Source organism: Rhodopirellula sp. J20-39 (assembly GCF_057365095.1).
This window is the reverse complement of the sequence record NZ_CP195123.1, coordinates 5419829-5440872: the sequence shown is the minus strand read 5'-3', so window position 1 is coordinate 5440872 and position 21044 is coordinate 5419829. Positions and strand designations below refer to the sequence as shown.

At 51.0% G+C, this 21044-nt stretch carries 15 protein-coding genes and 5 pseudogenes; 3 read left to right on the top strand and 17 right to left on the bottom strand.

Annotated elements, in window-relative coordinates:
• Positions 1 to 57: 57 nt before the first annotated feature.
• Both ACR3ZL_RS19700 and ACR3ZL_RS19695 read right to left on the bottom strand, forming a co-directional pair.
• A complete protein-coding gene (locus ACR3ZL_RS19700; RefSeq protein ID WP_473651391.1) occupies positions 58 to 1002 on the bottom strand; it encodes a PEP-CTERM sorting domain-containing protein in 945 nt (314 codons plus the stop codon).
• Between the two features lie 71 nt (positions 1003 to 1073).
• A complete protein-coding gene (locus ACR3ZL_RS19695) occupies positions 1074 to 1436 on the bottom strand; it encodes a hypothetical protein (RefSeq protein WP_473651392.1) in 363 nt (120 codons plus the stop codon).
• Between the two features lie 806 nt (positions 1437 to 2242).
• On the opposite strand from ACR3ZL_RS19695, the pseudogene ACR3ZL_RS19690 reads away from it, so the two are divergent.
• A pseudogene (locus ACR3ZL_RS19690) lies at positions 2243 to 2341 on the top strand (IS5/IS1182 family transposase); the annotation flags it as partial.
• A gap of 43 nt (positions 2342 to 2384) precedes the next feature.
• Positions 2385 to 2540: pseudogene (locus tag ACR3ZL_RS19685) on the top strand (IS256 family transposase); the annotation flags it as partial.
• A gap of 167 nt (positions 2541 to 2707) precedes the next feature.
• On the opposite strand, the pseudogene ACR3ZL_RS19680 reads toward ACR3ZL_RS19685, so the two are convergent.
• The 3 genes and pseudogenes from ACR3ZL_RS19680 to ACR3ZL_RS19670 form a co-directional block, all read right to left on the bottom strand.
• Positions 2708 to 2830 (bottom strand): annotated as a pseudogene (locus ACR3ZL_RS19680) (hypothetical protein); the annotation flags it as partial.
• A 289-nt stretch (positions 2831 to 3119) separates the two neighbouring features.
• On the bottom strand, positions 3120 to 4349 hold the full coding sequence (locus tag ACR3ZL_RS19675; RefSeq protein ID WP_473651393.1) for a glycosyltransferase family 4 protein: 1230 nt from the start codon (positions 4347 to 4349) through the stop codon (positions 3120 to 3122).
• A 23-nt stretch (positions 4350 to 4372) separates the two neighbouring features.
• Positions 4373 to 7102 carry a cadherin domain-containing protein gene (locus ACR3ZL_RS19670; RefSeq protein WP_486173597.1) on the bottom strand — a complete coding sequence of 910 codons (2730 nt, stop codon included), beginning with the start codon at positions 7100 to 7102 and terminating at the stop codon, positions 4373 to 4375.
• Positions 7103 to 7417: 315 nt separating this feature from the next.
• Between ACR3ZL_RS19670 and ACR3ZL_RS19665 the strand changes: the two genes are divergently transcribed.
• Complete coding sequence (locus ACR3ZL_RS19665) at positions 7418 to 7567, top strand: hypothetical protein (protein ID WP_486173616.1); 150 nt, start codon at positions 7418 to 7420, stop codon at positions 7565 to 7567.
• On the opposite strand, the pseudogene ACR3ZL_RS19660 reads toward ACR3ZL_RS19665, so the two are convergent.
• The 12 genes and pseudogenes from ACR3ZL_RS19660 to ACR3ZL_RS19605 form a co-directional block, all read right to left on the bottom strand.
• Positions 7505 to 7909 (bottom strand): annotated as a pseudogene (locus tag ACR3ZL_RS19660) (G8 domain-containing protein); the annotation flags it as partial. The gene ACR3ZL_RS19665 and the pseudogene ACR3ZL_RS19660 sit on opposite strands and share 63 nt — an antisense overlap.
• Positions 7910 to 8308: 399 nt before the next feature.
• Entirely contained in the window at positions 8309 to 9328 is a 1020-nt protein-coding gene (locus ACR3ZL_RS19655; protein WP_473651396.1) for a hypothetical protein, read from the bottom strand.
• Between the two features lie 494 nt (positions 9329 to 9822).
• Positions 9823 to 11046: a glycosyltransferase gene (locus tag ACR3ZL_RS19650; RefSeq protein WP_486172909.1), complete on the bottom strand. Its 1224-nt coding sequence runs from the start codon at positions 11044 to 11046 to the stop codon at positions 9823 to 9825.
• Positions 11016 to 13433 (bottom strand): glycoside hydrolase family protein, encoded by a 2418-nt coding sequence (locus ACR3ZL_RS19645; RefSeq protein ID WP_473653594.1) that lies wholly within the window; start codon positions 13431 to 13433, stop codon positions 11016 to 11018. Before ACR3ZL_RS19645 ends, ACR3ZL_RS19650 begins: the two co-directional genes overlap by 31 nt.
• Before the next feature lie 39 nt (positions 13434 to 13472).
• Positions 13473 to 13610, bottom strand: a pseudogene (locus ACR3ZL_RS19640) (RIFT barrel domain-containing protein); the annotation flags it as partial.
• Positions 13611 to 13675: 65 nt separating this feature from the next.
• Positions 13676 to 14779, bottom strand: a complete 1104-nt coding sequence (locus ACR3ZL_RS19635; RefSeq protein ID WP_473651398.1) for a glycosyltransferase family 4 protein — start codon at positions 14777 to 14779, stop codon at positions 13676 to 13678.
• A 289-nt stretch (positions 14780 to 15068) separates the two neighbouring features.
• Complete coding sequence (locus ACR3ZL_RS19630; RefSeq protein ID WP_473651399.1) at positions 15069 to 16373, bottom strand: O-antigen ligase family protein; 1305 nt, start codon at positions 16371 to 16373, stop codon at positions 15069 to 15071.
• The gene (locus ACR3ZL_RS19625) at positions 16370 to 17428 is read right to left on the bottom strand and encodes a glycosyltransferase family 2 protein (protein WP_486172908.1); all 1059 of its coding nucleotides are present in this window, start codon (positions 17426 to 17428) and stop codon (positions 16370 to 16372) included. The genes ACR3ZL_RS19630 and ACR3ZL_RS19625 overlap by 4 nt, the downstream gene beginning before the upstream one ends.
• Positions 17422 to 18348 carry a glycosyltransferase family 2 protein gene (locus tag ACR3ZL_RS19620; protein ID WP_473651401.1) on the bottom strand — a complete coding sequence of 309 codons (927 nt, stop codon included), beginning with the start codon at positions 18346 to 18348 and terminating at the stop codon, positions 17422 to 17424. Before ACR3ZL_RS19620 ends, ACR3ZL_RS19625 begins: the two co-directional genes overlap by 7 nt.
• Positions 18345 to 18872 (bottom strand): class I SAM-dependent methyltransferase, encoded by a 528-nt coding sequence (locus ACR3ZL_RS19615; protein ID WP_473651402.1) that lies wholly within the window; start codon positions 18870 to 18872, stop codon positions 18345 to 18347. The genes ACR3ZL_RS19620 and ACR3ZL_RS19615 overlap by 4 nt, the downstream gene beginning before the upstream one ends.
• 101 nt (positions 18873 to 18973) lie before the next feature.
• On the bottom strand, positions 18974 to 20137 hold the full coding sequence (locus ACR3ZL_RS19610) for a glycosyltransferase family 2 protein (protein ID WP_473651403.1): 1164 nt from the start codon (positions 20135 to 20137) through the stop codon (positions 18974 to 18976).
• Positions 20138 to 20180: 43 nt separating this feature from the next.
• Positions 20181 to 21041 carry a glycosyltransferase family protein gene (locus tag ACR3ZL_RS19605; protein WP_473651404.1) on the bottom strand — a complete coding sequence of 287 codons (861 nt, stop codon included), beginning with the start codon at positions 21039 to 21041 and terminating at the stop codon, positions 20181 to 20183.
• Between the last annotated feature and the right edge of the window lie 3 nt (positions 21042 to 21044).

The window sequence follows — 21044 nt, the reverse complement described above, 5'->3', positions numbered from 1 at the left end:
CGCTCGTCTCACCTAAGCAAAACGAGCGTTCGTATAACACGCGAAAACAGGAGTTTATTACCTAACGGAAACCGCTTGAACCGCCTTTCGGCGACGACGTCTGGCACCAACACCCAAGACAGCAATTCCAGCGAATGCCAACATCGATGCCGGCTCAGGAACTACTCCAACCTGAACCGAGGCAGTTTGGTTCAAACTGACGATGTAGTTCGTCCCAGCTACTAACGACACTGGGATCCGAAACTCGGTCAGCACCAACTCGAGAATGCCGGGGCTACCCGATGGTGGAATCGAAAGAAAATTGTTCAGTGCGCTCTCAACAGTCGCGATTGCAGTACCAGTCGCAGCCGAGCTTGAGCCAGTGATAGATGCTGAAAAACTTGTACGCCCTGAAGTAAGGAAGTTCGGGGGCAGGAAGTCGTCTTGCAAACTGATCAAAGCCGACGCATCGAAAACAAACTCGACATCACGGTCCGTGGCAGCGGTGAAGCTGAACTGAGACGTGTTACTAACATTCGACGATGCCCCCCCTGATAGGCCCAGCGTATCGACATCGAAACTAGCGGAATTGATTGCGAAGCCACCAATTGGAAACAGGGCAGATATCCCACCACCGATTGGGGTCAAATCAACAAACGACCCACCAAAGCTGGTCTCTGATTTCGTAAACTCAGCGCCAACACTCGCCACAGCATCGCTTACAGTGTTTAAACTACCCGTTGGCCCAGGTAACAAAACAGCACTCCCGTTCTGGGTCGGAGCAATCACAGCACCAAGAGATGCATTATTAGTCGCGGTAGTAATGACACCACTGATAGTGATATCACCTCCACCGCCGGCGAACGAACCTGTCAGTGCATTAGCGTCAACATTGGCGGCACCCGCATCAACTACACGAATATTCGTCAGACTAAGCACTGACGACCCCATAACACCGGCATAAACCGAGCTAATCGGCGATACAACCAGCACGGCTAAAACCGCAAACTTCAAAAGTCTCATTTTATTCTTCCTAAAACTAAATTTGCAAACATTCATAATCTCAATCAAAAGTCGTATGATTGGGAGAATATCTACGAAGGTTTCAGGAGGCCTTCCGAGTCCGGACTAGGGGGGAGACACGAGTTGGACAACGCGACCCGCCATAGCGGAGTTGGCGATGCCAAGAACAGCATCTCAGAGCATACCAATGCGTGCCCGCCACCGGTCTGCACGCTTGTCAGCGCAAAACCGGCCAGAGTGCCCTCGTGCCCCCATTCCCAAGAGGGCGGCAATTTATCGCTCTCCTGAGACGCGATCCAGTCCGAAACCGCGTTCAGCGACTCGGAGGACGAATACGCCGCATCATCGACCGACCGATCGACAATCACACCCGCATCCGCGCAGCTTGCACCGGCGAATAAGAGTAGTACGGCAAGGAGAAAACGAGGGCTCATAGAGGGGATTGTAATCACTGCCTGGGGGGGATGCAAGATAGCTATTTGCGAGTTCTGCCGTTTTTTTGGATTAGGGCGGCTTTAACCGGAAGAAGTCGTCAAAACCCTCGGCATTTGCCTCCGCGAACCAGAACTCTGGATGGTTCCCGCTGCTCGCAACCGAATCGAGCGGACCGGACTAGACACTCTGACCCTGCGACCGCAATCACCATCGCACACAAATTGGGGGTGTCTATCAGCGTGCTGACACAGGCAACTGCGGCGGCCCCCAACAGCGAACCGAGCACCACCATTCGCTCCAAAGACAAGCTTCGTCGTGCACGCCAAACACTGCCCATATAGGCCAGTTGCAATCCGAGCACACTCAACAGTCCAACAATGCCGTGTTCGTAAAGCAGGTGTACCCAAGCGTTTTTGGTTCGCCAGATCAGATGGTCGTCGCAACTGAATGCCCACCCAGCCCAGCTGGGCTCCTCATCAATATTTCCAAAAGCGAGATCATGCGACGTTTCAAACCGAACCTCCGAGATTGCAATGCTCCCTTGCTGAACCGAAAGCCAGCAAGATTGCGGCCTCAGACGGGAGAACGTGCTGCCCAAGTTCGACTGGGACGGCGATTCAAAACGAAGGGGCGACTCGATGGCCATTTTCCCGGGAAGAATTTTCTCATGACCGACGTCACCCTCGTAGGACTGCAATAAATCTTTGTAGCAGCGACCGTACATAACACTTGCAGGTGCCCCGACATCTTCATTAACAACCTGGACGTTGGCGAGACACCGAATTGCCCCCGGATTGGTCTGGATGAACCTTCGCTCCAAAAAAAACGGCCACCCGGGCTGCATCACGATCGTCTGAGACGCTGGGTTGTTGAGCGGACGCACGATTGGCTCAATCGCTGGAAGCTACCCAATCATTGTTGAAAGATGGTCTCCCTGAGGGCAGAATCTGCCTTCTGCAACTTTCCAATTTTCGCCGGGTGCAACCGACGGCGAGACCAACATGAATGAAGTTAGTCTTTTGCAATCTCTTGGGCAAGTTTCGGCGTCAGAAATCGGGGAAGTCTTTCGAGACTTCACCCGTGGCCACGTCCCTGATTTCGTGCACTCTGGGGAACCAAGCGAGCAAACTGCGTTCGAGTTCTTCAGGCTTGTTGTGCTTGAGGATCGAATTGAACCTGTCGTGCGAAGGAACTCCCGAACTCCGATCCAGATACTTCTCAAATCGTCCTTCTTCGTGTTGGCAAAGTGAGCAATGGCGACGAAGTCGTCGGCACCGGCGATCACCGTACAGATGGTCATGAAGAGTATGTTGGTGAGTGGATTAGTGATCGCTCCGGTTTGTGGATCGGTGACGTTGCCGAGATGCTCGGTGAGGTTGGCGGAACGTTCCATGTGATGAAGCCAGTGAGAGATGCATCGCTCTATTGTTCCTCGAACAACGTCAAGAAGCGATGTCTCACCAAGCTTCGCAGATCACCTATCGCGGCGCACTCGCCCTGTCCGGGATGCGCATCGCTATGGCGTGATTTGCATACAGTCGAATCGGGGCCTTCGGATAGGCGATAAAAATACGATTAGAAAAACAAAGCACACGTGAAGGGAAAACTGATCCTTCATACTCTCGCTCTCCGAGATCAGCATCACATATAAACAAAATCATCGAGCCACCATTCGCCATGACTCAAGCATCGCTAAGGTCCTTCAAGAAGCTGCAACAGGCCGCGCCAATTGCCCCCCAATCATATTGCTCACGCGCCAGCTTGGCTGAATTCTTAATGTAATGCTGACGCAACGACTCATTTTGAAGCAATTCTATAATCGAGGACGCCATCTCGTCACGAGATTTGATACAAATATGCTGCCCATCTATCGCATTAATCCCCTCTGCGCCAACCGCAGTACTAACCACGGGAACTCCTGCCCCAAAGGCCTCTAGGATCTTGAGGCGGGTTCCACCACCGGAATCCAAAGGCACTGCCATCACTAGCGCTTCAGATAGATACGGCGCAATCTCTGGAACGGTTCCCGTAACGGTAACGCCCGGCAAGTCGCCCAACATACGAACCGCGTCAACAGGATCTCGACCGACTAGTTTCAGTTGGGCTGATGGAACAGCTTGACGCACCTCAGGAAAAATCTGCTTTGCCAAAGATAATGCTGCCAGCACATTGGGCTGCCAATTCATTGCTCCTAAGAACAGCACAATTGGCAAGGTCGCATCGCCATTTTTACGATTTGGAACAGCTCGAAGCGAAGCTGATAAGTCGACGCCATTAGGCGCAACATGAACTCGACGGGCCCCGAGAGATTTGAAATGCTCCGCTTCTCGGTCCGAAACAGCTATCACCGCATCGACAGTTGCACAAATCCTGCGTTCAATCTTCCGCATTCTCGCCGCTTCAACACGCAAAGCAACACAACGTGCCGCTGAACTTTCATCAGCCAAGCGGTCCAGAATGAATGAGTAAACGTTGTGAAGATCAATTACAACAGGCACACCCGTTGGCCATGGACTACGTCGATACAAAAAACTGTCGACATGATCGAGCCATACGAAATCGGGAGTTTCCGTATTCAAACGATCCCTCCATTGCCTGGACATCCTGAGATGCCAATGGCGGTGATACATTGCATAGGGTTCACGACGAACCATCGCCGACGTCGCTCGCTTCGCTTCGGCCCACCACGTCCGCTCTGGCACAGGAACCCTAGTCCACTGAAACTGTGTCGATGTCGGCATTTCCTCGCACTCATTACCCTCAAATTCGGGTACCATCAAATCCACATCAAATTGACGAGCTATCGAGCTAAGCAGATGGTAGGTTCGCAGGTGTCCACCGGAGTTCAATGGCCATGGAGCTTGGCTGGTAATCGCCTGAACTAACGGACGTTTGTCTTGCGAATTTGGCATTTAATTATCGCAATTCGGCATCGTTACAACCAATAAATTGATTTGAAAACAAAGCCTGACCCGGAAACCCACATTACTCCCTGGTCTTCGAGGGCCGCACGACTGGGCAACGAGATTTGCCTATACCAATAGTCGTCGGGAAGACTTCGCAACTGCTTCTGCGACAATGCAATGATTCGTGAGGGAGGCAGTCGCACGAAATCGTCCATCGATAGCTTTTGGACACTCTGGTCGCTAAGCAACAGAACTTGCTCCGCATTTAGCAAGGAAAGCATCCCAGGCTTCGACCAGTCAATGCCATTAATTTGGCTTTGATCTAATGCCCACCGTTGTTGCTCCGAGAGTCGTGCAAGCCAATAGCGATCCGGGATGGACCGCAATTGAAGCGGCGTGATTGCGTTCATTCGCTCAATCGGCACGCTTCCAAGCATTGTGTACGGTAGTGTTGCGTACTGCTCATCGCTGATCCATTGTCTTTGTTCTGGTGTTAATAATTCAAGCATCCCGGGCTTTGCAATGTTCAATTGACTTAACTGGAACTGCGTTAGTACTCGGCGTGAATTTTCCGGGATCTTACGAAGCCAGTAAGCATCAGGAATCGCACCAATCTGCGTGGGTGTTAAAAAAACAATCTCTTCAGGCGCAAGGTCTGCAAATTGATGAAAATGAAGCTGTGTGATCCAGAATCCGGGCGGTTTTGCTGTAACCGTGACTTCCACGATCGCTTCGTCAATTAGGCCCACTGAATCGGTAACTCGCACCTGCAAATATCGAACTGGGACATTTGATGCATCAAGAACATGCTGGCGAGCCAAGCTCAATCGCCCTGTATCTGGATCGATCGCAAAAACGCCATCCTCATTGCCACCCACAATTGAATACCGAAATGCCTCATCCAAATCTTCGTCGGTGGCGGACACGGCGCCCACGTATGCCCCAACTTCTGCGTCTTCGGCAACTGATGCAGGGGATGCTAGCAACTGAGGCTTGTTGACATAAATTTCTAACTCGTAGACATCGCTTTCTAAAGCGTCACTACCTATAGAACGCACAAACAATTCGTGGTGCCCAGGTAATAATGGCTGGCCAGTTATGTCAAAACCCCACAACCCGTGCTTATCAGCTACAACACGGCCCAGGAAATAACCACCGTCAAACACTTCAAGAGTTTCGTTCGCTTCTGCAACACCGTGAAGGACAATGCTGCCTGAAGAAGTGCGATGATCCCCCGGCGTCCCCGAATCAGGCGTGATCGACAGTATCGCTGGATCGGCGGACGCCCGAACGAGTGGAAAAGCTAACCCCAGAACACCTGGAATCCGCAAACGTGAACCATTTGCTGAGTTGCCGGGAGCAACTTCCCCTCCGACAGCCATTCCAAACTGCTGCCAGAGCTCGGTGTTTGTTAGCCCGCTCACGGGAGCTCCCACCGGCGAACTTGAGCCATTTACTCCAGATCGCGGAACAACGAAATCAGGCGACTGCTGTTCGTAGTACAACTGGAAATTCACCCTTGCGTCACGGTTGTAGGAGACCACTTCCACAATGTCCCGCTGAACAATATTGGTAAATCGACCGTCGCTATATCGCATCTGGATATTTAAATTTCCGGCATCAACCCCGAGGGGATCGTCATCGAAATCGACGTTTTCGATCAACGTGTAACGTGGAGCAGCCTGCCCAATCGCATCTTCGTGCGGCGTACGCACCTGGATATTAATTACATTACGAAGCTTGGAGTCGAGAACATGAAAAGGAGTAATTTCAGAGACTGGTAAATCTCTATCGCGAACATCTACGCGATAAGGCACCATCACCCCGACGCGATAATTCTCTATCACTGAGTTTACGATGGTGACATCCTTCACTCGGAGCACCTCAAAGCCTCGTGAAACACTATTGGGGTCACTCATAAGTTTCGAATTAACGAGACGAAGATTGTCGAATCGAACATTATTCGCCTGCTCTCCGAAAACACCCGCAAATTGAATATTCCAAGCATCAAAATTGCTGATTTGTGTTTCGGAGACGGGCTCGTCCGCTGGATCGTAGTAGGACTCGTAACCCAAGTACCAGAGCTCTAACCCCATCCAGCTAGCGTACGCCTCGTTATTGTCAAATGACAACAAGTGCATGGTGCGAGGCTGAGCCAACCGATACGCACCGTGATGATGTGGATCAGCTCCCTTGAAGGCCGGCACACTAATTGCGCCGGCATCCGTATTCTCTCCGCCGTAGACGGCATAAGCCGCTTTATGAGCGCCTGTCACAACATTTCCATCTACGTAGTTGTTGGGGCGCTTAAACCAGAACCCGGATCCTTCGCGACCATCGCTGAATTTGCCGCGATTCCTGTCGCCCGCAATTCGGCTCACAAAGTTATTACGAATCGTATTGAAACTCTCTGTGCCATCTTCGGTGACGATCCCCGCACCACTAAAGTTGTAAACGACGTTGTTATCAACTAATCCGTAGTGAGATCCGTGAATCGTAACCGCCCACTTGCTGGTTCGATCGGTTGTGTTGTGAACCGAGTTTCCTGAAAAACGAAACTGCGGCTGGTCCGCTGGCAAGTCCTCACGTCCGATCAAGTGATGGAAATGAACCGCATAGCGGCTCATCTGGTTTGTCCCAACATGAGTCGCTTCCCCGGCAGCATCAAAGACGGTATTGTCCAATGCTTCATTGCTGGTCCTTCCAAGATCTCGAAATTCCACATAACGGATATCAATATCCGCTCTTCCGATGTACATCGTGTGCCCACGCGTCCCCGCGGGGTTTTCTGAGCGGATCAATACATTCCGAGTCAAATTGGCCACGTGCGGCCTGAACTGAAGTCGATCGTTGGCGTCACGACCGCCCAAGTGATCAAATTGAAGCGTTTGGTCGAATCGAACCATCCCCGGATCCACCACAGCAATATTTTTTGTTTCATATTGAGTCAAACTCTGACTCGTGCTGGCAGTGTAAAATAATTGCCGCGTATCAGGGACCAATAACTGATCCCCAACACGCCAATCCTCGATCCCCGAAGCCTCAATGGCGGTGTCACCCGCGTAGAGCTCGCCATGTGCAGCGACAAAGGTCTCGCCAAGTTCAATCCCATGCATCTTCACGGTTCCAAAGGCGACGAGACCATTGCCATATTGCCCTGGATCCAACTGGAAATCAAAGGGCTCGTCCTTGAACACGATCTCGGCGAAGCCACGGTGGGGTGAATTTGGTGTTCCAATTTCAAGCGTTCCCGCCAACATCACCTGCAGGTTGACGACATGCAGCGATTGATGACCGCTTGGGTCAAACCGCAAACGCGCCCCAGCGTCGATGACAACTGAATGTACATCGGCTAGGGAATCGAACAAAATGTCATGCTGAATCACAATGACGTCGTCTGTTGACGCATTGGCAAACTGATCGGCCCATGCCCCGTCACGCTCCGACTCCCAGACCTGACGTCCAGCGGTTTGAGCGGGGGAGGCAAAGTCGGGCAAAAAAGGGTCATGTTGATTCGGAACAAACGCAAAATCATGACCGCTCTGCTGCGTCGAACCCGCATCCATGCTAGCAGTCTCGTAATGTTCAGCCATGACCGATTGTGTGTCATCGCTCGGCCCGACCTCCGCCAACGTCGTAAGCATTTGGCGTGAATGAAGATGCTCAATCGAAAGAAGTCGTTTTGTGGAACGACGCATACGTTAGCCCAGCTGGTTCGAAGAATTGTCAACGGAAATGATGGGAGGAGCCGCCCCCGAGAAAGAGAGGGCCGTTTGATGCCCCGTCACGACGTGACGCTGTCCTTTGACAGTGGAACACCGCCACTATTGGAAGCCTAGGGGGCCCCCAATTTGCGTCAAGTGCGTAATCGGAGCACAACTATCGAAATGCGGATTGCCGCTGAATCGGTCGTTTTAACCGCAGGGAGCCTTCTGTATTGCCTGCTGCTGAACCAGTATCTGTCATCAGTCGATGGCGTATTCAACGATGACAGGATAGGCCTCTGGGCCGCCATGGGACCAAGCCCGCGAGTAGACCACGTTTAACAATTGTGTCGTATTGTCCCACCATAAGCCTACCGGGCGACTCAGCGCTGGGGACTCAATCGGCATGGCATACCATTTTCCGCGAACTTCATGCTCGCGAAGCTCGCCGACCGCCACTTTTGCGAGATCCATGGGGTCATATACATACAACGTGTATTGTGTCGATTTGGAAAACACATCGCCTTGGAGTGAATACTCCAGCGTCCCGGTGGGCTGCAACACGATCGCAATAAACGAGCTGACAACATCGTTATGCACCCACGCAGTATCTTGAACACGGTCGACGCCAAAGAACCCCACTCCGGCGACGGGGTTTGGCTGCCAACCAACATTGCCGGCATTGTAATTTGCATCTCGACGTTCGCGTTCGTCCTTCGCCGCATTCCATTTACTGTGCATCAGCACGGTCGCTGGTGCGTCTCCATATGCCGCCAGCGTCGGACTAGTGGCTGAAGCTTGCCCTGACTCGTATCCCCCCTTAGCGAGTCCGATCGCATTGCCTTGGCAATACTTATCAGCAAAATCTTGAGGGATATCAACAAACCCGCCACCGAACGGCTGATTTGGCAACCCAGGGGCGATAGCCGGCTCGACAACGAGTGTTGAACCGACATCGACTTGAACGAGCCAATTGTCTTTATTGAACGTGGTGTTGTACCAACTACGCCCCGAAACGAGCAAGCGATCTCGCTGGGGACACCAATGCACTCCATGAATTTGACAAGCGTTATCCAAAGCATAGAGCTCCGCGTAAACCTGGTCGATATTGCGAACGTGTTCGCAAATCGGCCATCGGTTTATCTCGCCAAGATCAAACCCTCTTGCTGCCGGTGCGATAAATTCCGCGACAGCAGTCGACGTTGCATGATGCGACATCCACAGTCGCAAGCGACCGTTTGGTTCGTGCTTCCCAGTTAGCCCGCCATTGCTAAATGCCATTGATTTTGAGCCGAGCAGTGCCATGGGTATACGATAACCACCGACCATCCGAAGCAGATCTGGCGTAAGTAATGTGCGAGAATCGTGCGTGGGTGAAGGCACAGGGGCCGTTTCCCCACCGAACGGGGTGGCAGGTTGATAAATACCTGCTTTTGCCGCAGCGGATTTGCTAAACCCAGGATCTCCTAAAGGGATCTGCTGCACCTTTCGTTTACTCAACGGATCACTGCCCGATGGTATAGGCGTGTCGCTGAAACTGTCCAACTGCTCCCGTAATGACTCAACTTCCGCAGCAACGCTTGGTCGCGAAGGATGCTTAGAACCGAGTCGGTCTAAAGCTTGCTCGGCTATTCGAAGCCGCGTACGGAGCCAGCTCGACTCGTTGCGCAATTGCTTAACGTCGCTCTGAGCCTCTGCTCTTGCCACAAAGCTTGTGCCTCCAGCAATAACGGCGTAGACAATTACGACAAACAGAAGAAAGAAAACGTGTAGTTTCATTGCATCTCAACCGCACTTTGAACAGCATCGGGCCCCTGGCCCCCATGTCGATCTTCTTCAAGATCACCCATTACGCTTCTAATCGATACGCAGATACGCTGCGCGAAACAATCGATTGAAAAAAGCTGATCGTACGAGGCCCGGGATTGCCGGAAGATCTCATAAGGGCGTTGCCTGAGCTGCTCGTATGATTCACGAATGGCCGCAGACATTTGACTTTTGTTCGTCGGATCAACAAATCGTACGGTAGGAAGATTCTCAAAGTATTCTCGAGTCACCGGAGTTGACGTCACAATGACCGGCTTTCCAGCGGCCAAGGCATGCATTACTACCATCTGCCCCGCTGAAATTTCTGGATCAACCAGTGGAATAACTACTAATGACGCCCTAACAAGTTCACTACTATAGGATTCACCGTAGCAATTCCTCAAAATTTCGATTTTGGTACTCGCAAAGCGTTCGGGACAACGATCGACAGAATCGCAAACGATTCGGCATTTAATGTTGGCATCCAAATCTCCAATCGCGCGAACGAGCGTTGCATAATCCCTTGACGATCGGCCTCCGCTGAAAACGTAAAAGTCATCGACCTGAAGATTGTTTCGGTCATCGAGGAGCGATTGGTCGCGAGGGCTGCTCTCTGCGGCGATGGTCGCGGCGCAATGATTTCGAATTGAGGCATGATCGCCAATGCCATAGTGGATATGCTGGAAACGCGGCTTTTTGCCGCCGTACCGAGAAACTAAGTTTTGCTGCTCAACTTGGGAATACACAAAAACTGTGTCAATCGGTTGCAGTGCAATCCTAAAGTAAAATTCTCGCAAGGTTCGCATATAAATACTAGAACGTGGCGTATAGATAAAACCAAGATAAAGAATTTTTGGCAATCGCTTTCTCGTCCAAATTCGATGGCACCATGCAACGATGACATATGGCCAAATCTGCAAATGGTCGTCGACAACGACAGCGTCAGGATGATGTTCGGAACGTATAGACTGACAGGCGAGACCAAAAGCCGCAATAAGCAGCCTTGGCCAGCCAAAAAACGCCAATGCGATGCGTCTGCGATAGCTCAAGTCTACAGTTTTTGCAAACACCTTGATATTTGCATCAGCAAAGTGGCTTTGTATTTTACGATACAGTGGCCAATCCGCTGCGTCGCATGAATTGTGATTGAGGAAATGCAATATCATCGAATAAAGAAGCACCAAACGACCCATGCAACCAACAGCAGGGCGATCATCACAACCACCGCGAGCAACTTAAACCGGTTTATCGCAACGTCCCGTTGCGGACTCGGTAATACGGGTGGGCCAAATGAAACCCCGGTCATCTCACATGAAAAATCAGTTTCTGCATGCGCACAAAACCAATCTCGTTGCCAGCCAAAGTTTAACAAAATGACAACCGGGCGGCAGAGCGATCGTGTCGAAAACGCGCAAAGCGAACCGCACACTTCACGATAAATCAACTCGGACTTTTTGAGCATCGCATTTTTTGCTCTTACGTTAGGCTCGAATATGGCTGCATGTCGGATAACATGCCACTTTCGCATATCCTGAGCGGCCCATGTTTCGGTTGGAAACTGTAACTTATCAGGTTGCGTGAGAGTCATTCTTTCGTTGACGACCATCCAATTTGCATAGTGCAACAGGGATGCGACCGCGTACCTGTAGCAGTCATCTTGCTGCCCCAAATACTTTTTGTAGTCAACAAGGCGTCCTAATGCCTGCAGATACATGGTGTAGAACCAACGCAGCTCCGCATTCAGCAGATCAAGCGATTCTAAATCCTGGTTTGGATGCACGGTACGTCGCATCAGCACATCTACACGCTCTAAATACTTATCATCCCCGGTCAGCTCGTGACCGGTTAACAACGCATGAGTCGAATTCGCGGCGGCGCGTCCAGGCCCAAAATAACCTGCAGAGCTACAGGTCGAGTCCCACGTGTCTCCGCGGCAAAGCCACCTAAAAATTGTCTTGCTTCCGTCATCAATTTGCATGACATAGTTGGCAGCATTGATCGCAGCGGTACGATATCGCTCTTGGCCGGTTAGATAGTAGGCGAGCATCCACCCGGTACTGTAATTGTGGGCCGCCGCAGGCCCACCACCGATAGCATAGTTCTTGGCAAGCTTTTCGCCGGTTTCGCCAAGCTCTTCGAGATCTTGACCACCCTCGAACGACTGCGAAACGCGAAGCCGTTTCGGGTAGCTGCGATGGGTCGCCGTATGAGCGTCGGCGTAGTGGTACGTGTGCCAGAAAAGTCCACCGTTGTAAAGTAGCTTGTCCTGGTCAGTGTGATAGGTGTCGATGTCCCAAGCGTGATCCGCCATTTGAGTCATCAGATCAAACCAGCGGCGATCTCCGCTGCGCAGGAATTGGATCGCAAACCCGAGCGTACAGTCGTATTGATTGTTGTAGTGGGAAACCATAGGTTCGTCGCCACGATGGAAGACCGCTTCGTGATCCCCGTAGATGTCGCCAAAATTCCGCCAACCGAATTCGTCTATTGTTTCCGATTTGGCAGCGAAAGTATCTCCACCGTCAATCGCTTGGTTCACCAGTCCCTCGTAACAGCAATGGCTTTTTTCCGTTTTGGGCACCAAATACGGCAGAACCTCGGCGCGGGCGTAATCTTCCGGCGAAACTCGGAAAAGGGGAGGATAGAGGCAAGCATCGATACCTGAAGGAACATTCACTGCCTTAATTTCGAACGCAAACTGATGCGTCTTCTGTTCGCCCCCCTGCAATTCGGTTCCACCGGTCACTTCGGCGGGAAATAGCCCAATCCTTAACCCGCCCGAATCTGCTGCCAGTGCCTTCGGAAAGTTTTGCCAAAATTTGTGATAGCCGATGGAACATTCGACTTGCTCATCAGTCGATCGTAGAATCGGTTCAGCGCGAAGCCCGGTATACCCTACTCCGTCCGCGTCAACTTTATACCCCCGAAACTCCAGTGGGACTTGACCGTGACGATCTATATGATTTGGACTCTTCCAATTTTCACCCCCGCTTGACGCCTGAAACACCAGCAATCGCTCGTTCGATTGGATCCTCTGGCCACTATCCAGTAAATCCACCGAAAGAGACTTGCTTCGAGACGAAACTGGCACTGAAAAATGCACCGACAAATCGTCAATCACTACTGAACCGGACGCCCCCAAGTCCCAATTTCCACCAGGATGGTCCATCGCTTGAGGGTTTTGTATGACAAATTCAAAAGTCACGACCGACGCGCCCGAATAAGAGCTTGCGATCAACTTGCCGACCAACGGAGATCGGCGCAGCGCTCGGTAGGATGATTGATCCGGATCGGCATCAAATCGACATCTCCATTGCTTTGACCAACGAATCGGCCCGATTTCAAGCGACTCCGGAGCCTCTACAATCCCACAAAAGTCAGTTTCGTTATGCCGAAGCCGTAATTCCATAAAAACGGACTGTGCGGTGGATTCGTGGCGCAACTCGATCTTGTTGGCGATACGCTCCGCATTCGGCACTGCCAAATCAACTGCCGGAACTGATCTCCAGCCCGGCATATCTAGATCCGCCCCCTCCCAAGCCCCGGTTGTTTTAACCACCAGTTCAGCCCGGTAGGTCATCGACGGCGCACTAATAAACTCGACTAAACACCAGCGGATTGATCCATCAGGCCATCGACTGAGCACCTTTGGCTGGCACTTTTGCCGAATGCCATCTCGGTCGGTAATTTGAATTTGCGCAGCCTCGAAAACTTGGCCACACCTAAAGGGCAGGCTTACCCCCGCAGGGCAAGCCATTGCCGTTGCGGTTATATCACCGCAGTCGTCGCGAATTAGCTCCATGGGCGTTAAAGTTTTGCTAGTCATTTTGCTCTTAGCGAAGACAGCCCTAAGGCTCCTGCCCGCTCCCAAGAGTAGTGTTCAACAACCCAATCCCTCGCCTGCTGACCTAACTTGTCTCGCGCGGCAGTGTCGTCCAACAACCTCGAAATCTGACTGATCCACTGGACTGGATCACGTGCGACCACGCAGGGCTGCCCGTTTTTCAAGTCAACCCCATTGATCGCTCGCTCGCTGGCGATAATGGGTCGAGCGAGCGCGGCCGCTTCCAGGAATTTATTCTTGATACCGGCTCCGCTAACAAACGGTAGCACAACGAGACGATATTTCAGGATCTCAGGTCGTAAATCTGGAAGATCGGGAACCAAATTGAAATCATATTTATCTGCCATCCGTTCGACTTTCGGTCCCGCTTGAAAACCGTACACGGTCCACCGAATCTCAGGTCGGGCGCGGCGTAACGAAATCCAGACATTTTGGCAAAACCATTCAATCGCATCCAAGTTTGGACCAAAGTCCAAACGCCCCCAAAAAACCAAGTCCGAGGAATCAACCATCGTTGGGTCGGCGATCGACATCCCAGGATCAAAATGGCTTGCATCCACGCCATTGGCAATCACATCGACAGCAGAACTTGGCATGATCCATCGAACGGCTGCTGCATCTTGGTCGGAAACAACCCAGACCCGGTCCGTGCAACACGAAAACGCGTATTCGTACAATCCCTTGATGAGGCCAAGCTTTAGCTCAGGCCAAGTCTTTGGTTTACCAAAATTCACTTGTGACCAATGATGCAACAACCATTCGTCGGCGGCATACCAGATGCGATTGATGCAATCGGGAACTAGAGCCAAATACGGGAGAACATCGAGTCCGACCACCACGACCGCGTCAAAACCTTGTTCTCGAACCAAATTGGCAATCTTTGTTAATCGACTCTTATCGGTTCCCCAGTAAGAACAGAATTTTTCTTGCAGCCGAGATAATTCTACAGGACGATTGTTGTCAGGAAGATCATGAAAATCCCATTGCGATTCCAATGTGAGCCCATTCGTCGCTGCGGCTTGGCACCGATACGCCGTTAATAGCGATACACTGAACCCATTGCTCGAGAGCGCTTGCATCATATGGAAACAATGCACGTCATGACCGCTAGAACGTGGCCACACTAAACTCTCTTTGATAAATAGAACTTTCACTTCGAAGATCGACAAGTTAATTCTGGGGAAATATTGGTCTCGCGACCAATGCAAATAAAAAGTCGAATTCGAGGAAGTTCGGCAACAACATTGCCCAATGCCCCGTTTTTAAGACCACATTCATACAACGAAGTGTTACCTAATAACATGGCAAAAGAGGATTCAAAATCGGCTGCGCTAACTGTTCAAAATGTCTTGATTCGAATCATGCATTTCATCATTGGAGCGACTCGTGCTCACTGAGTTCCTCATCCAACTCGTTTTCCACTTTTGCCGTCTCGCGTTCATCAACCGCCAGCGAAGCCGTCGCCAAAGCGATCAATAAATACGGGCTCTCGATCAGCGCTCCGCTGGAAAACATACTGGACGCCCAGTAACCAGGAATACCACAGAGCGTCGCTAAGTTGATGATGCGCATCCATTCGGGCTTCTGATTTCGGTAAAGTCGCCACAGCCTGTAATGCTGCCACCAGGGAATGAAGAACGCAAGTACGTAACAAATTAGTGCTGGAACACCAGACCCTGTACCTACCTCGAAAAACAAATTGTGCAGTGCTTTCGATGTCCGTCCACCTAAATCGCCCTCATAATAGCTGGGAACAAGCAATTCCCCTGCCCATGGGCCAACACCGAGAAGGGGATAGTCTCGCATGATCCCAGCCCCTGCCTTCCACAAAAGGTATCGACTTTCCGCAGATGAATCGAGCTCGCCCTCCGCTTTGAAACTTGAAGAAAACTCCTCTACGACTGAAGGCCCTGCTAAAATAACTCCCGCTAGAACGCCCCCAAGCACGAGTGTCAAACTTTGTCTGTTTTTAGGCATGAAAAAGATTGCCAGAACAGTCAACAACAAAGCTCCTAGCATCGTCCCCCGTGATTGCAAAATCATCAATTGATGCATTTGCAATACAAAAATCAGGCCCGCTAAGAGACGTCCGTAACGATGCGTGGACGTTACCATGATCGCAAAAGCGATCGCCATGATAGGGACTGCCGAAATGCAGTAAGTATTGTTGTCTAAAAAATTCCAAGTGAAATAATTAACGTTAATCCCGCGTTGATAATAAAGCTGGTTGATGTTAAAGGCGTTCCATCCTTGGCTAATAACAATTACCCAAGAAAACGTTATTAGGTGTTTGGGTTCTCGCAATATGAACGTGGCCAAGACCACCATCAGGATCATTTTCCATGAAATGTCCAAATAGAGTGCACTTTTTGACGGGTTTATCGTTTGCTGAGTGCTGATAAATGTCAGCACTAGATACCCCACTAGCGCTGACATCGCTAAGGCTCCTGCGCGGGTTAGGCGTTGCCGCGTCAGGCCCGATATCAACCACCCCAGAATTGTCGCTCCTGCTAGGAATTTTTGATAATCCCACACCGGCAATCCCCATCGCCAATTCCATGTTGGACATAACACTGCAAATCCCGCGTATCCGGTTACTCCAATCCAAGGGAATTGAACCGCACGAACGATGAGCACGAACCATAAAAACAGCAGCAGAGCGATTCCTTTTGTCATGGCGATTGCCGTTCGGCTTGAACGCTCCAGAAATCGTTCACTCGCCCACCTCGAAAACGCCAAACCGCTGCGCAAACTCGGTCTAGTAGAAGTGAAGCCCAACTCACTTCAATTGGCTGTCGCCCTAATCGTTGCGTAAGCGCGTCAGCGACTCCAATTGTAACAGCCTCCGCTCCCTCTCGATTATTCAATTCACTTTCGTGACAGTACAGATGATAAGCATGACGGAAATAAGCACACACCGCCCCCACCCGACTGCGACGTCCGTTGACACCACTGTGCCGAATTAACAGCGTCCACAAATTTCGAATTCCGTAATAACGCTGTAGGGGTTTCCCCGCCCGCGCGAACGAAACCGAATGCTTGTGATAGACCAAGCTTTGGTGGATTACTCCACACCGAAATCCGGCAGTTTGTGCCCGTAAGCAAAAGTCGGACTCTTCGCCAATCAGGAAAAATCGATTGTCGATCAAACCGATCGAATCAAAGACCTTTCGCGTGATGGCAACAGCACATCCGTTCACAATATCAACCAACGTGATTCCTCCTGGTTCGCCTCGGTCGACATGAATCGGCTGGAAAAAGTCACATGAGTTTTTCGGGTTGAACCGCACGCCTTCGGTCTGCACGATATTTCGATCACTGTATTCATTAATCACGGGGCCAACGATATCAAAATCCATCCCGAAACCATGCCGAAGCTGATCAAGGATCGTTGGACTGACCACCGTGTCGTTGTTGAGCAGGAAAACTGCGTCAGCCGGACGCACATGATGGTTCTTAGGCAACCAACGTCGCAGATCAGTCGCTGCCGCTGGAGTAAGAGCGTGGCGAATGCCAATATTATTGCCACCGGACCAACCGGTGTTTTCTGGACTGGCAATGACAGTCACCCAGTCGAACTGCGCAGCAATCGATTCCGCTTGATTGCCCTTCGATGCATTATCAACTACGACGGTTTCAAGCTGGTCGTCATTGATCAACGCTATCGATTCTAGGCATTCGATCGTGTCAGCTAAACCATTGAAGTTAACGAGAACAATCGTAATTAACAAAACGTCTTATCCTTCATCAATCCAACTAACCGAGCAGGAAAATGTGAAATCATCCAGTACATCAAGACTCGCAAGTCTTTCGGATGGTCCTTCCAATAATCCCACAGCATGGTTCGAGCAGATGAGAAGTTTCGTCGATAGTATGCCAAAAGAACTGATTCACGATATCCACTCCATAAATCAATGTCAGAGATACCGGCTTGATAAAGCAAGTCTCGGTGATTCTGAATAATCAATTCCCTCGCACGCTTGCCTCCCATGACTCGGCGAGTTTCATCTTTGGTGACTTGATTGTCGTGAATGCGGTACCATACCAGCGGAAGGTCGACCCCTACTATTGGCCCCTGATTAAGCAGTTTGATGTACATTTCCAAGTCTTCGCCATTGGAGAGACCTTCAGCAAACCCTCCTACCTTTCGGAGCACCTCGGACCGGACCATCAAAGTCGAGGGAGGAAAAAACAGTTCACGCCACAGGAGTCCCGCCATCGAGGGCGGGTCGAGTTGGGACTCAGGGTAAGGACCAAAAGGGAAAAAACCCTGCGAGTCGACGCAGCGAGTGTAACACGCGACCGCATCTGAGTTCGCAGTGAGACATTCCTGTTGAAGCTTGATCTTTTCGGATGCCCATTTGTCATCCGCGTCTAAAAACGCAATGAAATTTCCCGTTGAACGCTTAATGCCTTCGTTGCGAGCAGCCCCAAGCCCCTGGTTTCCTGTACGCACCCATTGCAACGGCGGCCCTACCCAACTACGAGGCTCCAAAATCGGTTGGGGAGAACCATCGTCAATGACGATTAACTCCGCAGCGGAACATGTTTGATCGGCTACCGAACTCATCGCCTCTGCTAAATACCGATCCTCTCGGTAACACGGAATTACGACCGAAGTACGAGCGTCAGTGCTTTTCCCTAAGTTCATTGCTTAGCTTCTGCTTTTTGTGCGAAAGCCCACACCATCACGGGAAAGTTCGGTTCATTGTGTAGCGAATGGTGCCAGCGACGGAATCGGGGCACTTTCGAAAAACCACCGGCCACTGCTTGGCGATTTCCCCACGAACCTGTTTGAATTAAATCAAGGTCAAAGCCGCCCTCAGCCAACAAGTGTTTTAATCCCATCTCCGTCCATCGGGAACAATCAATCGGATAAGCGTGAATCTTTACAAGGAAGGGCGTTGTTACCATTGCCCACCCGCCAGGACGCAGCATCTTGTAAAGATTTTGAACCGCCCGATATGGCCACAACACATGCTCCAACACTTGCTCAAGCAAAACCAGATCGAATCCCTCTTCGCAGTAGGGTTGGTCACAGAGATCGTATTCAGGATAGTCAATTGTGGTGTAGGAACGAAAGCCACCTGCCATCCAATTTTCGCCGCCAATTTCAAGTGCATCGAGTTGAGATGGGCCAATGCGATCAACAAATCCAGCAGTTGCCTTATTCATCTGAACACGCACCCAAGCGGTCTCGCTGCTCGCGCTGTTCGTATTGAACCGCTTCAGTCCCGATCGAAGCCGCCAACCTATCGCATCTGTTACACAGCGACTTATATCTTGGATTGCCACGATTGCTCCTCTCCCGACGACGGATTCAAATTTTGATATTCGCTCAACAACCAATACCGATCATCTTGGTCGCGGCATAGTTCGCGGCGCACAAGGAATTGATCATAGGGTCGAATTGACCTTGAAAAGGTTTTGCAGCGGGGCAATACCTCCATCGTGATCCAACGGCTCACTAACGGTCGCATGAACGATCCACGACATGTTTCTTGCCCGAAAATCACAACTGAAGCGTTTGCTGCGGTCGCCGAAGTTTGATTAAAATGGTGAACGACTTGCCGAGGACGTGTACTGCAATCGGCGAGCCCAATCGCCTCAATCTGCTGATACCAAGCCGTTCCTCTGACGCAATCGACGCGATCATTTCCCTGGGTCCAGGTCTCAACAACATCAAGTGGCTTGCAAGTCTTTTCAAACGACGACGGCCGCACCTTCGTTGATACAGCGTGTCTCCAGGCACGGAAGCGGTCTCGCAGGACATGCTTTCGATAGCTTCCACGATTTGCAAATCGAAACGGGATATCCCCGCAACAAGCGTGGATGGGAGAAATTTTATCGGCATACTTGTGTGCGATAAACGCATTTGCCTTGTCCAACCCCGCACGGTTAGTGGAAGGGGAATCATGCCAAACTGGCGCCGAAATAACGTAATTTTTGTGCCCATCTAAGATGGCTTGGCAACAGGCATCGACACCGTAGACATGCCAAGTTTTTAATGTTTCATCGAAATATTTTCCGGGCTGGCGACGGTGAATTAGTACCACTTCATCCAGTACTTGAACTTCGCGAACCGTGTCAAAAGGTTCCCCATAAACCCCGTCACGATCTCGCAAAAGCCCCTGCCACAGCCCGTCCCAGTCACGACCAACAACGCCGCACCAACCGGTTGGCTGAAACTTCTGCAGTAGACGAAAAATCTGAGCTGACCATTCCGGATCAAGAAGCACAACATCTTGATGAGCAAACACGACCCAATCGTGCATCGCTTGCTCGGCCCCCCAATTCAACGCAGCTGACGCTCGGTCAAATCGTGAGTTCGAATTATCAACCCCGATCAACTGAATGGAATGATTCTGCGTTTCCACGCTTGCAGCCAAGCATCGCTGGTAGATTTCTGGCCGGTTATAGACACATACGAGGGAAATCATTGTTCGAATAAGATCAAATCCGCAAACGACATACGCCAGCCCCTCATCTCGAATCCCATTTGGCTTTGATGGCACGTCCCCAATGGGCCGAACGAGCATACTGCCATGCATCAGCATTTGATCGCCAAGGGACACCCGAGCAGGTTGCTTGATCGATCAGTCTCCAGTCAATCTCGCCGGTGCGACTGGCAATCTCGACCAGCTCATCAAGCAGCGATCCTCCCGTCGAAAGTGATCGCCAAAAGTGAGCAATCTTTGCAGATCGCATTAGCTTCGGGCGATGCATCACCAATGCATTCCATTGATTGGCAATTGGTACAACGTCAACTTGCGACTGGTGGAGTGCGGTCCAAAGGCTGGGTTGATCCATCGGGTTTTCCTGTAGACCGACTTCCCAAAGCTCCGGCCACAGTTCACCTAGTCTCTGCGTTGCCTTGCACGGGCGAATAACCCATACACCACTGTTGTACGCTAGGCTATCTCCAACAGGCCAATCCATCTTCTCATAAAAATCACGAAGGACCGCCTTGTGCCGAAGAGGGCGTTGTGGCTCGTTCCCATCGACAACGGCCAAGAACTCGCCCTCAATTTTTTCTAACTCAGAAAGATCCCGTAGAACGAGCGTGTCTCCGTCGATGAACAATGTCTCATCACGCATCCAAGAGATCAGCCGAGTCTTTATCCAGCGACTCTGTATCATCGCTGAACCGTCACAGGTATCACACTCGATTAACTGGCATCCGTCGAATCGACTATCGCCGCCCAATTCTCGATATGTGATTTTGTCGGCATAGATTTGCACGAGCCAATCTGGATGATGCCTAAGTAGCGTTTGGATCGAGATCCAGGTCATCGTCGTCAAGTTCCCCCGAGCGGGATCCACCAATACGTACGCTACATTCATCGG